The organism is Aquilutibacter rugosus, from assembly GCF_036541335.1.
Lineage (GTDB): Bacteria > Pseudomonadota > Gammaproteobacteria > Xanthomonadales > Xanthomonadaceae > Aquilutibacter > Aquilutibacter rugosus.
Genome location: NZ_JAZHBO010000002.1, coordinates 146,389 through 162,719, shown reverse-complemented (window position 1 = coordinate 162,719; position 16,331 = coordinate 146,389). Strand labels below are relative to the sequence as shown.

Annotated in this window: 17 protein-coding genes; 2 read left to right on the top strand and 15 right to left on the bottom strand. The window is 61.5% G+C overall.

All coding sequences use genetic code 11. The annotated features are described in order from the left end of the window. Positions 1–81: 81 nt before the first annotated feature. The 9 genes from V3390_RS05975 to rlmE form a co-directional block, all read right to left on the bottom strand. The gene (locus V3390_RS05975) at positions 82–1,374 is read right to left on the bottom strand and encodes an adenylosuccinate synthase (protein WP_331703773.1); all 1,293 of its coding nucleotides are present in this window, start codon (positions 1,372–1,374) and stop codon (positions 82–84) included. An 87-nt stretch (positions 1,375–1,461) separates the two neighbouring features. Next, positions 1,462–2,328 carry a protease modulator HflC gene (gene hflC / locus V3390_RS05970; protein WP_331690039.1) on the bottom strand — a complete coding sequence of 289 codons (867 nt, stop codon included), beginning with the start codon at positions 2,326–2,328 and terminating at the stop codon, positions 1,462–1,464. Beyond that, on the bottom strand, positions 2,328–3,428 hold the full coding sequence (hflK, locus tag V3390_RS05965) for an FtsH protease activity modulator HflK (protein WP_331690040.1): 1,101 nt from the start codon (positions 3,426–3,428) through the stop codon (positions 2,328–2,330). Before hflK ends, hflC begins: the two co-directional genes overlap by 1 nt. 44 nt (positions 3,429–3,472) lie before the next feature. Beyond that, positions 3,473–4,831 carry a ribosome rescue GTPase HflX gene (hflX, locus tag V3390_RS05960; protein WP_331690041.1) on the bottom strand — a complete coding sequence of 453 codons (1,359 nt, stop codon included), beginning with the start codon at positions 4,829–4,831 and terminating at the stop codon, positions 3,473–3,475. After that, positions 4,809–5,069 (bottom strand): RNA chaperone Hfq, encoded by a 261-nt coding sequence (gene hfq / locus V3390_RS05955; protein ID WP_331690042.1) that lies wholly within the window; start codon positions 5,067–5,069, stop codon positions 4,809–4,811. Before hfq ends, hflX begins: the two co-directional genes overlap by 23 nt. Before the next feature lie 53 nt (positions 5,070–5,122). After that, entirely contained in the window at positions 5,123–6,082 is a 960-nt protein-coding gene (gene miaA / locus V3390_RS05950; RefSeq protein WP_331703772.1) for a tRNA (adenosine(37)-N6)-dimethylallyltransferase MiaA, read from the bottom strand. Next, on the bottom strand, positions 6,067–6,984 hold the full coding sequence (gene folP / locus V3390_RS05945) for a dihydropteroate synthase (protein WP_331703770.1): 918 nt from the start codon (positions 6,982–6,984) through the stop codon (positions 6,067–6,069). Before folP ends, miaA begins: the two co-directional genes overlap by 16 nt. 19 nt (positions 6,985–7,003) lie before the next feature. Beyond that, positions 7,004–8,962, bottom strand: a complete 1,959-nt coding sequence (gene ftsH, locus V3390_RS05940) for an ATP-dependent zinc metalloprotease FtsH (protein ID WP_331703769.1) — start codon at positions 8,960–8,962, stop codon at positions 7,004–7,006. A 12-nt stretch (positions 8,963–8,974) separates the two neighbouring features. Beyond that, positions 8,975–9,607: a 23S rRNA (uridine(2552)-2'-O)-methyltransferase RlmE gene (gene rlmE / locus V3390_RS05935; RefSeq protein WP_331703768.1), complete on the bottom strand. Its 633-nt coding sequence runs from the start codon at positions 9,605–9,607 to the stop codon at positions 8,975–8,977. A 45-nt stretch (positions 9,608–9,652) separates the two neighbouring features. Here rlmE and yhbY point away from each other — a divergent pair, with 45 nt between their 5' ends. Next, the gene (yhbY, locus tag V3390_RS05930; RefSeq protein WP_331703767.1) at positions 9,653–9,958 is read left to right on the top strand and encodes a ribosome assembly RNA-binding protein YhbY; all 306 of its coding nucleotides are present in this window, start codon (positions 9,653–9,655) and stop codon (positions 9,956–9,958) included. Next, positions 9,958–10,320, top strand: coding sequence for an Mth938-like domain-containing protein (locus V3390_RS05925; protein WP_331703766.1), 363 nt, complete (start codon positions 9,958–9,960; stop codon positions 10,318–10,320). The genes yhbY and V3390_RS05925 overlap by 1 nt, the downstream gene beginning before the upstream one ends. Before the next feature lie 18 nt (positions 10,321–10,338). Here the strand turns inward: V3390_RS05925 and V3390_RS05920 are convergent, their stop codons facing one another. From V3390_RS05920 to surE, 6 genes are read right to left on the bottom strand one after another with little or no spacing between them, the layout of a single operon-like run. Next, the gene (locus V3390_RS05920; protein ID WP_331703764.1) at positions 10,339–11,721 is read right to left on the bottom strand and encodes an FAD-binding oxidoreductase; all 1,383 of its coding nucleotides are present in this window, start codon (positions 11,719–11,721) and stop codon (positions 10,339–10,341) included. A gap of 13 nt (positions 11,722–11,734) precedes the next feature. Continuing rightward, on the bottom strand, positions 11,735–13,306 hold the full coding sequence (locus tag V3390_RS05915; protein WP_331690050.1) for a POT-type proton-dependent oligopeptide transporter: 1,572 nt from the start codon (positions 13,304–13,306) through the stop codon (positions 11,735–11,737). A gap of 54 nt (positions 13,307–13,360) precedes the next feature. Further along, positions 13,361–14,137 (bottom strand): murein hydrolase activator EnvC family protein, encoded by a 777-nt coding sequence (locus tag V3390_RS05910; protein ID WP_331703763.1) that lies wholly within the window; start codon positions 14,135–14,137, stop codon positions 13,361–13,363. Next, positions 14,137–14,742, bottom strand: a complete 606-nt coding sequence (locus tag V3390_RS05905) for a YqaA family protein (RefSeq protein ID WP_331703762.1) — start codon at positions 14,740–14,742, stop codon at positions 14,137–14,139. Before V3390_RS05905 ends, V3390_RS05910 begins: the two co-directional genes overlap by 1 nt. A gap of 52 nt (positions 14,743–14,794) precedes the next feature. Further along, entirely contained in the window at positions 14,795–15,481 is a 687-nt protein-coding gene (locus V3390_RS05900; protein ID WP_331690053.1) for a protein-L-isoaspartate(D-aspartate) O-methyltransferase, read from the bottom strand. Then, positions 15,478–16,287: a 5'/3'-nucleotidase SurE gene (gene surE / locus V3390_RS05895; protein ID WP_331703761.1), complete on the bottom strand. Its 810-nt coding sequence runs from the start codon at positions 16,285–16,287 to the stop codon at positions 15,478–15,480. Before surE ends, V3390_RS05900 begins: the two co-directional genes overlap by 4 nt. Between the last annotated feature and the right edge of the window lie 44 nt (positions 16,288–16,331).

The following is a 16,331-nucleotide window of genomic DNA, read 5'->3' as shown; positions in this document are numbered from 1 at the left end:
TCGGCGATAGCCGACGCGCCGCGGGGGATTTAACGGCACGCCGTCACGCTCATAGCTGGAGTGAGGGACCCGGTGGGCGGGTTAGGCCCACGGATCCTGCAGCACGATGGTGTGATCGCGGTCCGGACCGGTCGAGACGATGGCCAGCGGGCAGCCGGACAACTCTTCGAGCGCGCGCAGATAGGCACGTGCAGCGGCCGGCAGCTTTTCCCACACGGTGATGCCGTGGGTGTTTTCGGTCCAGCCCGGGAACTCGAGATAGACGGGTTCGATTTCGTTCCAGCCTTCGGCATCGAGCGGCGCGTACTCGGTGGTCTTGCCGCGGTATTTGTAACCGATGCAGACCTTGAGCTTGTCCATGCCGTCGAGCACGTCGAGCTTGGTGATGCACAGACCCGAGATCCCGTTGATCATCACGGCTTGCTTGAGGGCCACGATGTCCATCCAGCCGCAGCGACGGGGACGACCGGTGGTGGCGCCGTATTCAGCGCCGCGATCGCGGATGGCCTGGCCGACTTCGTCATCGAGTTCGGTCGGGAACGGACCGCCGCCAACGCGTGTGGCGTAGGCCTTGCAGATGCCCAGCACGTAGTCGATGGCATCGGCGCCGACACCGGTACCGGCGAACGCGCCGCCGACCGTGGTGTTGGACGAAGTGACATACGGATAGGTGCCGTGGTCAATATCGAGCAGCGAGCCTTGCGCGCCTTCGAACAGGACACGCTTGCCCTCTTTGCGCAGCTGATGCAGCAGACCGGCGATGTCGGTCTTCATCGGCTCGATGTATTCGCCGAAGGCCAGGGCCTCGTCCAGGGTCTTTTGGTAATCGACCGCCTCGGCGCCCAGATACTTGGTCAGCACGAAGTTGTGGTAATCCATGGCGACGCGCAGCTTTTCGGCCAGTTGATCCGGGTAATGCAGATCGGCGACGCGGATACCGCGACGGGCCACCTTGTCTTCGTAGGCCGGGCCGATACCGCGACCGGTCGTGCCGATGGCCGACTTGCCGGCCGCCTTTTCACGGGCCTGATCCAGCGCGATGTGATACGGCATGATCAGCGGCGTTGCCGGCGAGATGCGCAGACGCGAACGGACATCAACACCCTCGGCCTCGAGCTCATCGATTTCCTTGCGAAGAGCAGCCGGGCTCAGCACGACCCCGTTGCCGATCAGGCACAAGGCGCCGTCGCGCAGAATACCGGAGGGAATCAGGTGCAACACAGTCTTTTTGCCACCGATCACCAGTGTATGACCGGCGTTATGACCGCCTTGGAAGCGCACGACGGCGCCGATTTCCTCGGTCAACAGGTCGACGATTTTGCCTTTGCCCTCGTCGCCCCATTGCGCTCCAAGTACCACCACCGATTGGCCCATGATTTCACTCCGGAATCAAAAAAAGAAAAAAGCCGACAGGATGTCCCTGCCGACTTTTAGAAATTATCCACGAAACCGGCCGCGGTTTCAACGATCGGACTTGAGATAGCGCAGGAACGGGTCGTTATCATCCAGCACGATGGTGCTGTCGCCCTTGCCGAAGGCCTTGCGGTAGGCATCCAGCGAGCGCTGGAAGGCAAAGAAGCCCTGATCCTTGGCCGCAGCCAGGCCCACCACGCGAGCAGCCTCGGCATCGCCCTGCCCGCGCAGGGACTGGGCATCGCGCTCGGCTTCGGCGACCAGCACCACCACATCGCGGTCGGCCTCGGCACGGATGCGCTGTGCCTGTTCCTCACCCTCGGCGCGCAGTCGGCTGGCGACTTGCTGGCGTTGGGCGCTCATGCGGCGGTAAACCTGCTGGATCACGTCCGAATCGGTCGGCAATTCAATCTGCTTGATCCGCAGATCGACAATCTTGACGCCGACAGTGGCCGCGGCACGGTTGATGGTGCCCAGCTGCTTGTTGGTGATGTCGGCACGCGAGCCGCTGATCACCTGCTGCAGGGTGCGGGAGTTGATTTCGTTACGCAGTGCATCTTTGATGATCGGGGCCAGACGTTGCGCAGCCTGCTCTTCCGAGCCGCCGGTCGCACGGTAAAACGCCTGCGGATCGGTCAGCGCCGCCAGGGCAAAGAAGTCAACATTGATGTCCTTGCGCTCGGCCGTGAGATAACGCTCAGGTTCGGCCGGCAGGATCTGCATTCGGCGATCAAAACGCAGTACGCGTTCAATCAGCGGCACCTTGAAATGCAGACCCGGTGACAAGTTGGTACGCGCCACGCGACCGAAGTTCAGGACCATGGCGGTCTGGCCTTCGCGCACGATAAAGATGCTCGACCACAGTACGAATGCCACCAGGGCCAGGGCGTACAGACGTTTAGGGAAATTATTCATTAGTCACGTCCTGCGCGCGTTGCTCGAATTGGGCGAGTGGCGTCTGCCTCAGTGGCCGCATTTACGGCAGCCGCATCGGGTTGCACGGCCTTGGCAGTCGGTTCCGTCGGTGCATTGGGCACGTACAGGATGGGCTTGCTGTCGCCGCTCAACACCACGCGATTCTTGCTGACCACCTCCGCCACGGTATCGAGCCAGAGACGCTTACGAGTGGCCTCGGGGGCACCCTTGTAGGCCGGGACCAGCTCGTTGAAGCGAGCCGCATCACCTTGAGCCGCGGCAATGGTCGATTGGCGGTAACCTTCGGCGGCGGTGCGCAGCTTGGCGGCTTCACCACGGGCCTCGGGCACGACTTTGGCCTTGTAAGCCTGGGCCAGGGACACGAGGCGATCCTTGTCCTGCTGCGCGGAGTTGACATCGTCGAACGCCGGCTTGACCTCATCGGGCGGGCGCGCGTTGGGTAGGTTCAGACCCGTCACGACCAGACCGGTGCGATACGCATCGAGCGATTTCTGCAGATTGGTACGGGCCAGCACGGCAATGGCGCCACGGGAGCCCAACACCGTGTCGAGCGTGTTGTGTCCGACCTGCTCACGCACAGTGCTCAGGGTGGCCTGCTCCAGCACCTCATCGGCGCTGCGGGTTCCGAACAGATATTGCTTGGGATCCTTGACGCGGTACTGCACGTTGACCTCGACCTGGACGATGTTCTCGTCGTTGGTCAGTACCGGTACGGTCCGCGACATGGATTGAATCTTGGTGGCATTGAGAGTCTGCGCACTTTCAATCGGCCACGGCAGTTTGAAGTGAATACCGGGCGACAGCGAGCGCGAATAGGCGCCAAAGCGCGAGACCACGCCGCGCTCCTGCTCGGTCACCAGCACAGTGCTCGACAGCGCAATCAAAATCACGGGCACCGCAATAGGCAGCCACCGCATCCAGCGCTCGTCCATGCCGCCAAAGTCACCGGGGCCCGAGCCACCGTTATTGGCGCCCATGATCGCTAGCAGGCGGTCCAAGGGGCTACGCGGCTTCTTGCCACGACCACCGGATGAACCGTTGTTCGGGCTTTGATTGCTACCGGGTGGATTCCAAACCATGCATTCTCCGTCACGGGCCAAACGATCGGCCCCGAATCTGTTATCTAAAAGGAATTGGGGTCCGGCGCGGGCGGAATCAAGGGATCCAGCGCATCGCCGTGCGGGCCGGCCTGCAGGCGACGGGCATCGGTCAGCGGCAGGCTGATGTCCAGCTGCCAGCCATGCTCATCGACGCTCTGTTGGCGAATTGCGCCCAGTGACTGCAGACGTGCGTGCAGTTTGCCCGCGCTCAGCGGCAGACGCAATTCGCCCGTCACCAAACCCTGATCGAGCTGGGCGGCAATGGCCTGATGCAGCAGGTCCATGCCCTCGCCGGTTGCGGCGGATAGCCAGACGCGGCGCGGTGCATCAACCGGCTCATCGAGGCGGGGGGAACGGCCTTCGAGCAGATCGACTTTGTTGAATACCAGAATCTGCGGCAGATCGGCGGCACCGATCTCCTTGAGGACGGCATTGACCTGCCCGATGCGTTCATCGCGAATCGGATCGGCGGCATCAATCACGTGCAGCAGCAAGTCGGCCTCGCGCGCCTCGCTCAGAGTCGAACGGAAGGCGGCGACCAGATCGTGCGGCAGATCGCGCACAAAGCCGACGGTATCGGCCAGGGTGATGTCACCGGTGGGCAGGTTGAGCTTGCGCACCGTGGGATCGAGCGTGGCGAAGAGTTGATCGGCCGCGTAGGCATCGGCCCCGGTCAAGCGGTTGAACAGCGTCGATTTGCCGGCATTGGTGTAGCCGACCAACGCGACGCGCGGCACTTCGGAACGGACGCGGGCACGACGCATTTGTGTGCGCTGCACCTCGACCTTGTCCAGGCGGCGTTGCAGGGATTCGAGTTTGCGCTGGATGATCCGGCGGTCCATTTCGAGCTGCGTTTCACCGGGGCCGCGCAGGCCGATGGCACCGCCGCGCTGACGCTCCAAGTGAGTCCAACCGCGAACCAGTCGCGTAGACAGGTGTTTGAGCTGTGCCAGTTCGACCTGCAGCTTGCCCTCGTGGGTGCGGGCCCGCTGCGCAAAAATGTCCAGGATCAAACCGGTGCGATCGACGACACGCGCCTGCAAGGCCCGCTCCAGGTTGCGCTCCTGAGTCGGCGACAGCGAAAAATTGACCAGAATCAGATCGGCCTCGACGGCCAGTGCCTGCGCTTTGATTTCTTCGAGCTTGCCCTTGCCGATCAGTGTGGCGGCATTGGGTTTATCAATGCGTGCAGTGGCCGTGCCAAGTACGTTGGCACCGGCCGATGCGGCGAGCTCGACGAACTCTTCGAGCAGGCTTGGATCGGTACCGCCCGCATACGGCTGAATCAGCAGGGCGTTATTACCGCCCCGCTTGCGCTCGTAAAACAGGCTGTCGTTATGACGCGTCGGGTCAGTGGGTTCAGTCGGCGGCGGGTTCGACATGATCAGCCGTGCTGTCGCCGGTTGGGGTGACACGAATGTCACGGCCAGGTACGACGGTGGAAATCGCGTGTTTGTACACCATCTGCGAGACGTTGTTACGCAGCAGAACGACGAACTGATCAAACGATTCGATGGTGCCCTGCAGCTTGATGCCGTTGACCAGGTACACGGAAACCGGCACGCGCTCGCGGCGCAGTGCGTTCAAAAAGGGATCTTGCAGTGACAGGCCCTTGGACACGGGGAATCCTCGTATGGCTCTTATGGTTCAGCCAACCATCGTACCACGCGGACCTAGGCAGTACCCAGAAAACGGCCGACTACAGAGTGCAATTGCGCGCCATCGACTTGCGGATCGAACCGCAAGGCATCGATCTGACTGCGCAGCCACGTGAACTGCCGTTTGGCCAGCTGACGGGTCGCCGCAATGCCCTGCTCGCGAAACTGTTCGAAGGACGTCTCGCCATCGAGATGAATCCAGGCCTGCCGATACCCCACCGCACGAATCGCGGGCAAATCCAGCGGTTGCGGATGCGACTGCAGTTCCGGTATCGCTCTTAACGCCCGCACCTCGTCCAGGAATCCGGCCGCCAACATGGCGTCGAAGCGCTCGGCAATCCGCTGATGCAGTACGGCGCGTTCGTGCGGCGCGACGATTACTTTCAGGACGTGATACGCGCGGTTGCGCAAGGGCCCGCTTTGCTGCAGCTCGGAAATGGCTGTGCCGGTCAGCTCGTAGACTTCGAGTGCGCGTTGGATCCGTTGCGCATCGGTCGCGTGGATGCGTTGCGCCGCAGCGGGATCAACCCGAGCCAGTTCGGCATGCAGCGCGGCCCAGCCTTCGACAGCTGCGCGCTCGTTCAAGCGGGCACGCACCTGTGCATCGGCCGCCGGCATCGAGCCCAGACCTTGCAGCAGCGCCTGAAAATACAGACCGGTCCCCCCGACCAGGATCGGGAGTTTGCCGCGCGCCAGGATGTCGGCAATGGCGGTCTGCGCTTGGGCTGCGAACTCTGCCGCCGAATACGGCTGCCAGGGTTCGCGAACGTCAATGAGATGGTGGGGAATGCCGTCGCGCTCATCCAAGGTCGGCTTGGCTGAACCGATATCGAGATGGCGATAGACTAGCGCCGAATCGACCGACACGATCTCCGCATGGTGGCGGTGGGCCCAGGCAATGCCGGTTGCGGTCTTGCCCGAAGCCGTCGGCCCCATCAGTGCGACGAGGCGCGGACGGTTCAGTCCTCCGGCCATAATGCCGCAGCGGGTGACTTTGGTGCGACCGTGCGCGGACGCTTGAACGGCTCCGTCGCCTGCCGGATGATGAGCGCATCGCGGGTGGCAGCTACATCGTGTACGCGTACGATCATGGCGCCGTGCTGGACCGCAATCAGGTGTGCTGCCACCGATGCGGCCACACGTTGTTTGGGCTCAGAGCGTCCGGTCAGTTCACCCAGGCTGCGTTTGCGCGACAGACCGGCCAGAACCGGCACGCCGAGATCGCGCAGCCAGTCGAGTCGTGCCAGCAGCTCCATGTTGTGCGCGGTGGTTTTGCCGAAACCGAACCCCGGATCCGCGATCAGACGATCTTTACGGATACCGGCCAGTTCGCACGCAAAAATCCGTTCCGTCAGAAAACGATGAACCTCTGCGGTGACATCGTCGTAGTGCGGATCGGTCTGCATGTCGGCCGGTGTACCGACAAAGTGCATCAGCACCACGCCGCAATCCAACTTGGCCACGACATCCAATGCACCCGGTTCGGTAAGTGCGCGCACGTCGTTGATCAGATCGGCGCCGGCCTCGACCGCGGCCTGCATGACCGCGGGCTTGTAGGTATCCACGCTGATCAGCGTCGATAATTGCCGCTCGGCGATATACGCGGCCACTTGGCGGATTACCGGCACCACGCGCGCCAGCTCCTGCTCGGCGCTGACCGTAGCCGCGCCGGGACGGGTGGACTCGCCACCGATGTCGAGGATGTCCGCACCCTCTTCGATCAGTTGTAAGGCGTGGGCAACCGCCACGTCGGTCTGTACGAAGTCACCCCCATCGCTGAACGAATCAGGGGTGACGTTGACGATGCCCATTAGCTGCGGGCGTTCGAGTCGTAGCGACTTGGCGCCGCAACGCACGACCGGCACGGTGTCGAACATGGATCAGCTCCGTTAACGCTTACTGCGAATCCGGATGGCCACTGCGAATGTCCGCCGGCGATTCGGGTGCGATAACACCCGGTTCGGGCGACAATGCGGTCGGACGGGCGCCACCTTGATCTTCCGGTGGTTTGGTCTGATCGCTCTTACGCGACCAGTCGGCCGGCGGGCCCGGGATGCGGCCTTCCATGATGGCGTCGATCTGCGTTGCATCGATGGTTTCGTACTGCAGCAAGGCATCAGCCATCATGTGCAGCTTGTCGATGTTGTCCGTCAGAATCCGAGTCGTGCGCTTGTACGCCGTATCCAGAATGTTCTGCACCACTTCGTCAATCTTGCGCGCCGTGGCATCGGACACGTTCTTGGTCTGCGAGACCGAACGGCCCAGGAACACTTCCTCTTCGTCCTCGCCGTAGGCGATCGGACCCAGTTCCTCTGACAGGCCCCACTTGGTGACCATGTTGCGGGCCATTTTGGTCGCGCGTTCGATATCGTTCGAAGCGCCGGTGGTGACCTTGTCCTTGCCCATGATGATTTCTTCGGCAACGCGGCCGCCGTACAGCGAGCACAGCTGCGACAGAATGGCTTCGCGGCTCAGCGAGTACTTGTCACCCTCGGGCAGGTACATGGTGACGCCCAGCGCGCGACCACGCGGAATGATCGTGACCTTGTAGACCGGATCGTGATCCGGCACCAGACGGCCGACGATGGCGTGACCGGCCTCGTGATAGGCGGTGTTGCGCTTTTCTTCCTGACTCATGGCCATGGAGCGGCGCTCGGCACCCATCAAGATCTTGTCGCGGGCCTTGTCGAAGTGCTCCATGTGCACCTGCTTGCCGTTTTCACGTGCCGCGAACAGCGCGGCCTCGTTGCACAGGTTGGCCAGATCGGCGCCCGAGAAACCGGGCGTGCCGCGAGCAATGGTCATCGCTTCGACGTCATCGGCAAGCGGCAATTTGCGCATATGGACCTTGAGGATGGCCTCGCGACCCTTGACGTCGGGCAGGCCGACGACGACTTGGCGGTCGAAACGACCCGGACGCAGCAGCGCCGGATCCAGCACGTCGGGACGGTTGGTCGCAGCGATTACGATCACGCCCTCACCGCCTTCGAAGCCGTCCATTTCAACCAGCAACTGGTTGAGGGTCTGCTCGCGCTCGTCATGACCGCCGCCCAGGCCGGCACCGCGATGGCGACCGACGGCATCGATTTCATCAATAAAGATGATGCACGGGGCGTGCTTTTTGGCTTGTTCAAACATATCGCGCACGCGGCTGGCGCCGACGCCCACGAACATTTCGACAAAGTCGGAACCCGAGATCGAGAAGAACGGCACGCGCGCCTCGCCGGCAATGGCACGAGCCAGCAAGGTCTTACCGGTACCCGGCGGACCCACCATCAGCACGCCGCGCGGAATCTTGCCGCCCAGCTTCTGGAAACGCGACGGATCGCGCAGGAATTCGACGAGCTCGCCGACTTCTTCCTTGGCTTCATCGGCACCGGCGACATCGGCTAGGGTGACCTTGACCTCGTTCTCGGTCTGCAGTTTGGCGCGCGACTTGCCGAACGACATGGCGCCCTTGCTGCCGCCACCTTGCATCTGGCGCATGAAATACACCCAGATACCGATAAAGATCAGCCACGGCAGCAGTGAAATCACAATCGAACCGATTGACAGTCCGGAGGATGGCGGCACTTGGGTGATCTGTACCTTGTGGTTGATCAGATCGTTGACCAGATCGCGGTCGCCCGGCGAATAGGTCAGGAATTGCGAGCCATCCTTGCGGAGTCCCTTGATGGTGGTGTGATCATCGGAGATCTCGACCTTGGCCACCTTATCAGCCTGGACTTGCTGGACGAACTGATCGTAGTTGAGGGTCTCGCCCGCAGTGCGGTTCGGCCCGAACAGCTGAAACGCCGCCAGCAGACCAATCGCGATGGCGACCCAGAGCAGTACATTTTTGACCATTTGGTTCATAGCAAATCCTGATTATTTGGGCGTGGCCCGCTTGCCCATTGCCAGTGCGTAGACCTCGGGCGAACGCTTGCGCGAGGCCTCCGGCTTGCGGATTACAACCTTGTCGAAGCGCTTGCGCAGCTCCCGCACGTAGTCGTCGAACCCGACACCCTGGAACAGTTTGATGAGAAAGTTGCCGCCCGTCCGCAAATGCCGGTCACAAAAATCCAGTGCCAGCTCCGACAGATACAGGGCACGCGGCATATCCACAGCGTCCACTCCAGATTTATTGGGGGCCATGTCGGAAAGTACAAGGTCAATCGCCTCGCCGTTCAGCATGGTTTCAAAGGCGGCCAGCACGTCGTCCTCGCGAAAGTCGCCCTGCAGGAACTCAACCCCCGCCAGCGGGGCCATCGGCAGGATATCCAGCGCGAAGATTCGGCCGCGACCGTCGAGCCGCGCCGCCACCAGTTGGCTCCAGCTGCCGGGCGCACTACCAAGGTCCACCACGTTCATTCCGGGCTTGAGCAGCCGATCGCGGTCGATCAGTTCCTCGAGCTTGTAGAGCGCGCGCGAACGCGCCCCGTCCTTCTTGGCCTTTTTGACAAAAGGGTCATTGACGTGTTCTTCGAGCCAGCGGCGGCTGCTTTTGCTACGGGTTGCCATGGCATCATGTTAACCTGTTAGACATTCACCTTTGCCTGCTCCCGCATGACCAGTTCGCTGACCAACGCCCAAATCCGATTCCTCCGTGGCCAAGCACACGACCTGCGTCCCATTTTGCAGACCGGCGGCAAGGGCCTGACCGATGCATTTGTGACTGAATTGAGCGCCGCTCTCGAGCAGCACGAGCTGATCAAGATCAAAGTGGTAGCCGATGACCGCGAAATCCGCGATCAGATGATTGCCCAACTCGTCGAAACTACCGGTGCCGCGCTGATCCAGCGCATTGGCCATACCGCCATCCTGTATCGCCAATCGGCCGAACGCCGCCACATCGTCCTGCCCCGCTCCTAATGTTTTCGCTGGAGCGTCCGGACTTCGAGTACTTCTTCCGGGCCGCCTCGGGCCGCTCGTGCCTGCTCGGCAACCGAGAATTATTCCGACCGTTTCTGGTGACCCCGACCCAACTGATCGAGACCTGGGCGCCTTCGAACCCGTTGAGCGCGACGGATCTTGATGTCGCGTTGGCGCTCGAACCCGAGGTCATCATTCTGGGCACCGGTGATACCCAAGTGTTCCCGCCCGCTGCGGTCATGGCCCATTGCCTGTCGCGCCGCATCGGCCTTGAGGTCATGAATAATGCCTCGGCCGCCCGTACATTCAATATTCTGGCCGGCGAAGGCCGGCGCGTTGCCGCCGCACTGCTGGTCGGCTAAGCCCGTTCGTATCAGCGCTTACTGGTGCCGGTCGGGCGCAAAGACCTTGCCCGGATTCAGCAGACCCTGCGGATCGAGCGCCGTTTTGATGGCGCGCATGGCGGCAATCTCAGCAACAGAGCGCGTACTGTCCAGGTAATCGCGTTTTAGCAGACCAATACCGTGCTCGGCCGAAATACTGCCGCCGTGGCGTTGAATGCAGGCCGCCAGCTCTTTAGTCGCCGCAGCACAATGAGCGGCAAAGGCCTGCTCTGACCAGTGGGCCGGTCTGATAATGCTGATGTGCAGATTGCCGTCGCCAATGTGGCCGAACCAGATCACTTCAAAGTCCGGATAACGTTCGGCGAACAGCGCCTGCGCTTCGGCCAGAAATGCGGGCAGTTGTCCGATGCGCAAGGAAATGTCGTTTTTATAGGGCTTTAGCGGCGCAATGCTTTCAGAGATGGACTCGCGCAGATGCCAGAACTTGCGTTGGTGATCGTCGCTGGTGCTCAGTGCGCCGTCCGCGATCCAACCGCCTTCGACGCCCTGCTCAAACACCTGTAACGCGGCGTCCTCGTTATCATCAAACTCGGCCACTACGTAATACGGATGACGCTCATCGAAGGGTTCAGCCGCACCGTGCTGAACGACGCGGGCCAAGGCCACATCGGTCAGGAACTCATAGGCCTGCAGGCGCAGCGTTGCACGCAGTTGCACGAAGGCCGTCAGCACCGATTTGAAATCCGGCAGGGCCAGCAACATGACTTGCGATACGGGCAACGGCTCGGTCAATTGCAACTCGGCGCCGACCACGATGCCGAGGGTGCCTTCGGAACCGATCATCAGATGCCGCAGATCGTAGCCGCTCGAGTTCTTGATCAGCCCGCGATTGAGTTCCAGCAGTTCGCCCTGCGCCGTCACTACGGTGAGTCCGACGACCCATTCGCGGGTGTTGCCGTAACGCAGTACCCGAATACCGCCGGCGTTGGTGGCGATGTTGCCGCCGATCGTGCACGAACCGCGCGCCGCGAGATCAATCGGGTATTGCAGCCCTTGTGCAGCGGCGGCTTCCTGTATGACTTGCAGCACCGTTCCGGCCTCGACCTTAAGCGTCCGCTCGACCGCATTAAAGTCCAGAACGCGGTTCATTTTTTCGAGACTGACGATGAGCTCGCCATTGGCGGCAACGGCCCCACCCGACAGACCGGTTCGACCACCCGACGGCACCAGTGCCAGATTGTTCGTAGCGGCCGCACGGACCACGGCCCGGACTTGCTCGACCGTTACCGGCCACACGACAGCACATGGCGCCGGTGACCACAGATGTGTCCAGTCGATGCCGTAGCGCTGCAGATCATCGGGATCGTCTGACCACTTTAGGCCCGTAATCGGACTCAGTACGCTAGCGATCCCTTGCATGATCAAAGTGCTCTTAAACCGCAGCGTCGCGGTAGTTATCAACCATCTGATAGCGACGTGCGTACCAGCCAAAGGCGAGTGCCGCAATCAGCGCCACGATGGCAAAGAAGAACATCTGGAACGCAATCGAGCTCAAGCCCGTCTTTTCGATGGCGCTGCTGACTCCGTCGTTGCGAACCGCCGCGTTCATCACCAGCACCCACAGGTTGCCGATGGTGGTGGTCAGGTTCCAGAAGCTCATGACCACGCCCTTCATGGACTGCGGTGCCTGCGAATAGGCAAATTCCAGACCGGTTGCACTCACTAGCACCTCGCCAAAGGTCAGCAAGGCATACGGCAGCACCTGCCAGACGATGGTCATCGGCGTGCCGCCGTCCATCTGCAGCTGAATCAGACCGATGACGATCCAGGCCAGACCCGAGAACAGAATGCCCATGGTCATGCGGCGCAGCGGGGTCACGGCAATGCCGGATTTGCGCAGCATGGGGAACAGCACCAGGTTGTTGAACGGAATCAGGATCAGCACCAGCGCCGGATTCAGGGCTTGCATTTGCGCGGCACTAAACCACTCGGGCTTGAGCATGTCCTGGCCCTGGATTACCCAGGTCGATGCCTTCTGGTCGAAGAGAGAGAAGAACACGGTACAAGGCACAAACAGCAGCAGCATCTTGAGGACATTGCGGACGCCGTGAATAGCGGCCGCGTTGTGGATGCCTTCGGCACGATCCAATTGCATGGCAGCGCCGCCACCGACACCGGCAATCAGAATCACGATCACCGAACATAGTGCAATCACAATGAAGTGCAGACCGGCCGTCAGGCCCCATGCAATGACACCCAAAGAGGCCAGCACGGACGCAATCGCCAACCACTTGCCGGGTGCGCCCTTGCCGGGGACCGAGCGCGTCAGTGCGGTACGGATAATTTTGCCGAAGGTATCGGGATCGGTATTGGGTTGCGGCGGCACCATGACGTACTGCTTGCGGCCCAGCCACAGCACGATGGTGGCAATGAACATCAGGATGCCCGGAATACCGAAGGCCACGCCGGGACCGTATTTTTTCAGGAACAGCGGCATCAGCAAGGAGGCGAACAGCGAACCGAAATTGATGATCCAGTAGAACGCATCAAACACGACTTTGGCCAGGTGTTCGTTGCGCTTGGTGAACTGATCACCGACAAACGTGGCAACCAGCGGCTTGATCCCACCGGCACCGAATGCGATTAGCGCCAGACCGGTGTAAAAGCCGGTGCGACTGCCCTCGAACAGTGCCAGACATGCATGACCGACGCAGTAAATCAGAGAGAACCACAGAATCGTGCGGTATTTGCCGAAGAATCGGTCAGCCAACCAGCCGCCCAGCAGCGGGAAGAAATACACACCGATCATGAAGGTGTGCATGATGTCCTTGGCCACCAGCTCGCGCTCGCCCGCATCCAGAATGTGCTGAAGCAAGGTTGAAGTGATCAGGAACTGCACAAGAATGTTGCGCATGCCATAAAAGCTGAAGCGCTCACATCCCTCGTTGCCGATGATGTATTTGATCTGGCCCGGTAACTTGGCGGTGTCCTGTGCAGTACTCAAAGGGGCTACTCCTGTGGCGACCGGGCCACACTGTTTAGTTGTTGACGATGCGTTTTATCGTTGTGCCGGCAGGTAGGTGCGCGGATCGACCGGCTTGCCGTTGTAGCGGATCTCAAAGTGCAGCTGCGGCTGCCCGTTGGACGTACCCATTTCGGCAATAGTCTGACCGCGAGTCACGCGATCATTTTCCTTGACCAGGCGGTTGCGGTTGTGACCGTAAGCCGACAGCCACTGATCGTTGTGCTTGATGATGACCAGTTCGCCGTAGCCGACTAGGCCGTTACCCGAGTACACGACCACGCCATCGGCAGCCGCTTTAATCGGCTCGCCAACGCGTCCGGAGATGCCGATACCCTGCTTGGTCGGTTCACCCGGCTGGAACCACGACACGATGTTGCCGCTAGCCGGCCAGGCCCAGGCAAAGCCACTGCTGGCCGGTGCACCCGTGTTGATCGGGGTACTGGCGGTGCTATTTTGCGCGCCGGTTGGCGGGAACAGGCGAAGACGCTGCCCGGGATTGAGGCTATATGGCTCGCTCAATCCGTTCCACACCGCCAGATCCGTCATCAGCAGGCCGTGGTTCACGGCGATGCGGTACAGACCCTCGGATTTTTTGACGGTGTAGTACTGGCCCCACAGGGGAACCGATTTACGCTCAGGGGCCGGTGCCGCAGAGGACGTGACCGGTTGGGACACTGTGCCCGTACCGGTGGAAGGCCGCGTGGACGCGCCGGTGTTACGGGTGCCGTTGGTGCCTTCGGAATTATAGACCGAGGCGCAGGAGCTCAAAGTGAGCGCGAGTGCGATAGCGGTGAGGAGTTTGACGTTCATCAGCCTGCAAATGTTCTGAATGCGAAATACAAGACGGCACCGATTAGCAGTGCCATGACAGCCCATCCGATGGGCTCAATCCAGCGGCGCAGCGCCGCTTCGGCGCGGGCACCACCTAGGAAGATGGCCAGGGCCACCAGAAATACCCGCTTGCCGCGGCCAATGACCATGCCTAACAGAAACGGTACCAAAGGAACGCCGACAATACCCGAAGCCCACGTGAACACCTTGAGCGGAATGGGCGTAAAGCCCGCCGCAACAAGGAACCAGAAGACCTGCCAGTTCGAGAGGGAGCGAATGGTGTTCACGCCGCCTTCGATCTTGTCGAGCATGTGCAGGTGTTCCAGCAGCGGCTTGGCCGCATCGAACAGGTGGGAGCCGAGGTAATAGCCGATCAGCGCGCCGAGAATGGACAGCACCAGGCTAATGCCGGCGTAGGCGAAACCGCGCTTGGGTTTGGCCAGACACATCGGGGCCAGCATGACCTCGGGCGGGACCGGGAAGAAGATCGCCTCAATGAAACTGAGAAAGCCCAGATAGGCCGGTGCGAGTCGGTGAGTAGACCAGATCAGGACGCGGTCGTATAAAGGGCCGAATAATTTCATGCAATCCCAGTAGAAGAGGCAAAAGCAAAAAGGGGAAATCCAAAAATTTGCATTAGTCCACCAAGCCGGCAAGTAGCGGTACAAACACAACGGCGCCCAGAGAGTCCTCGGTGAGTTTGCCCTGCTCGTCTTTGCGGATACGCAGCAGTTTCTGCGAGGCTGCCGGTCCGACCGGTGCAATCATCACGCCACCCGGTTTGAGTTGCTCGAGCAGTTGCGGCACTACGGCCTGCCCACCGGCCGTGACCAGAATCGCGTCGAAGGGGCCGTTGTCCGCCCAGCCGACATGGCCATCGTCATGTTTGCTGCGGATTTCCATGCCGAGCGAGCGCCAGCGCTTGCGCGCACCGCGCAGGAGTTCGGCAATGCGTTCGACGGTGTGGACCTCGAGACCCAAGGCCGACAGCACTGCCGCCTGATAGCCCGAACCGGCGCCAATCTCCAGCACCTTGCTCGGATTCACCTCGAGCGCGGCCTCGGTCATGCGGGCGACAACCCACGGCTGGCTAATGGTCTGACCGGCGCCGATCGGCAAGGCCGTGTCTTCGTAGGCGCGCGAGGCCAGCACTTCGTCAACGAACAGGTGGCGTGGCACGCTGCCCATGACCTGCAGGACGGCCGGATTGGCGATGCCCTGCTCGCGCAGGCGCTGCACCATGCGATCGCGCACACGCTGCGAGGTCAGGCCCTGCCCGCGTACATCCACCTGCGGACGAAGCGGCAACCGTTGGGCGGTCATACTGCCGGCTCCTTGGCGGTGGCGGCGCCATTGAGACCGCCGACCCAGGTGGAGATCTGTTCCAGGGCCTGGTAGCGCGTCAGATCAATTTGCAGCGGCGTCACCGAGATGGCGCGCGAACGCACGCAGTGGAAGTCGGTGCCAATGCCCGCATCCTGCTCGGCGCCTGCCAGACCAATCCAGAACCACCGACGGCCGCGCGGATCGGTTTGGGCGACGCAATCCTCGGAGCGGTGGCGATTGCCCAGCCGGGTCACCTCAAAGCCGCGCAATTCATGCCAAGGCACATCGGGCACGTTCACATTGAGGATGGTGTCGGCCGGCAGCGGATCGGCAGCGAGACGATCGACCAGAATGGCCGCCGCACGGGCACCCGAGGCATAGTGCTGCGGTGAATGCTCTTTGGAGACCATGGACATGGCGATGGCCGGCAGGCCCAGATTGCGGCCCTCCATGGCGGCAGCCACGGTGCCCGAGTAGATCACGTCATCGCCCAGATTAGCAGCCGTGTTAATGCCGCTCACGACCATATCGGGCGCCTGCTCCAGCAGACCTGTTGTGGCGATGTGCACACAGTCAGTGGGAGTGCCATAGACCTTGTAGGTGGGACAGCCCGCCACACGGCGCTCGGGCGGCTGCTCGACCACGCGAATTGGCGCATCGAGCGTCAGCGAATTGCTGGCGCCGCTGCGGTCACGATCGGGGGCCACTACGGTAATGTCATGGCCTGCTGCACCCAGTTCGCGGGCCAATTCCGCGATGCCCGGGGCATCTACACCATCATCATTACTCAGCAAAATACGCATCGCTCCATGATACCCGATGCGTTCCGTTGCCGACATCGGCGGAT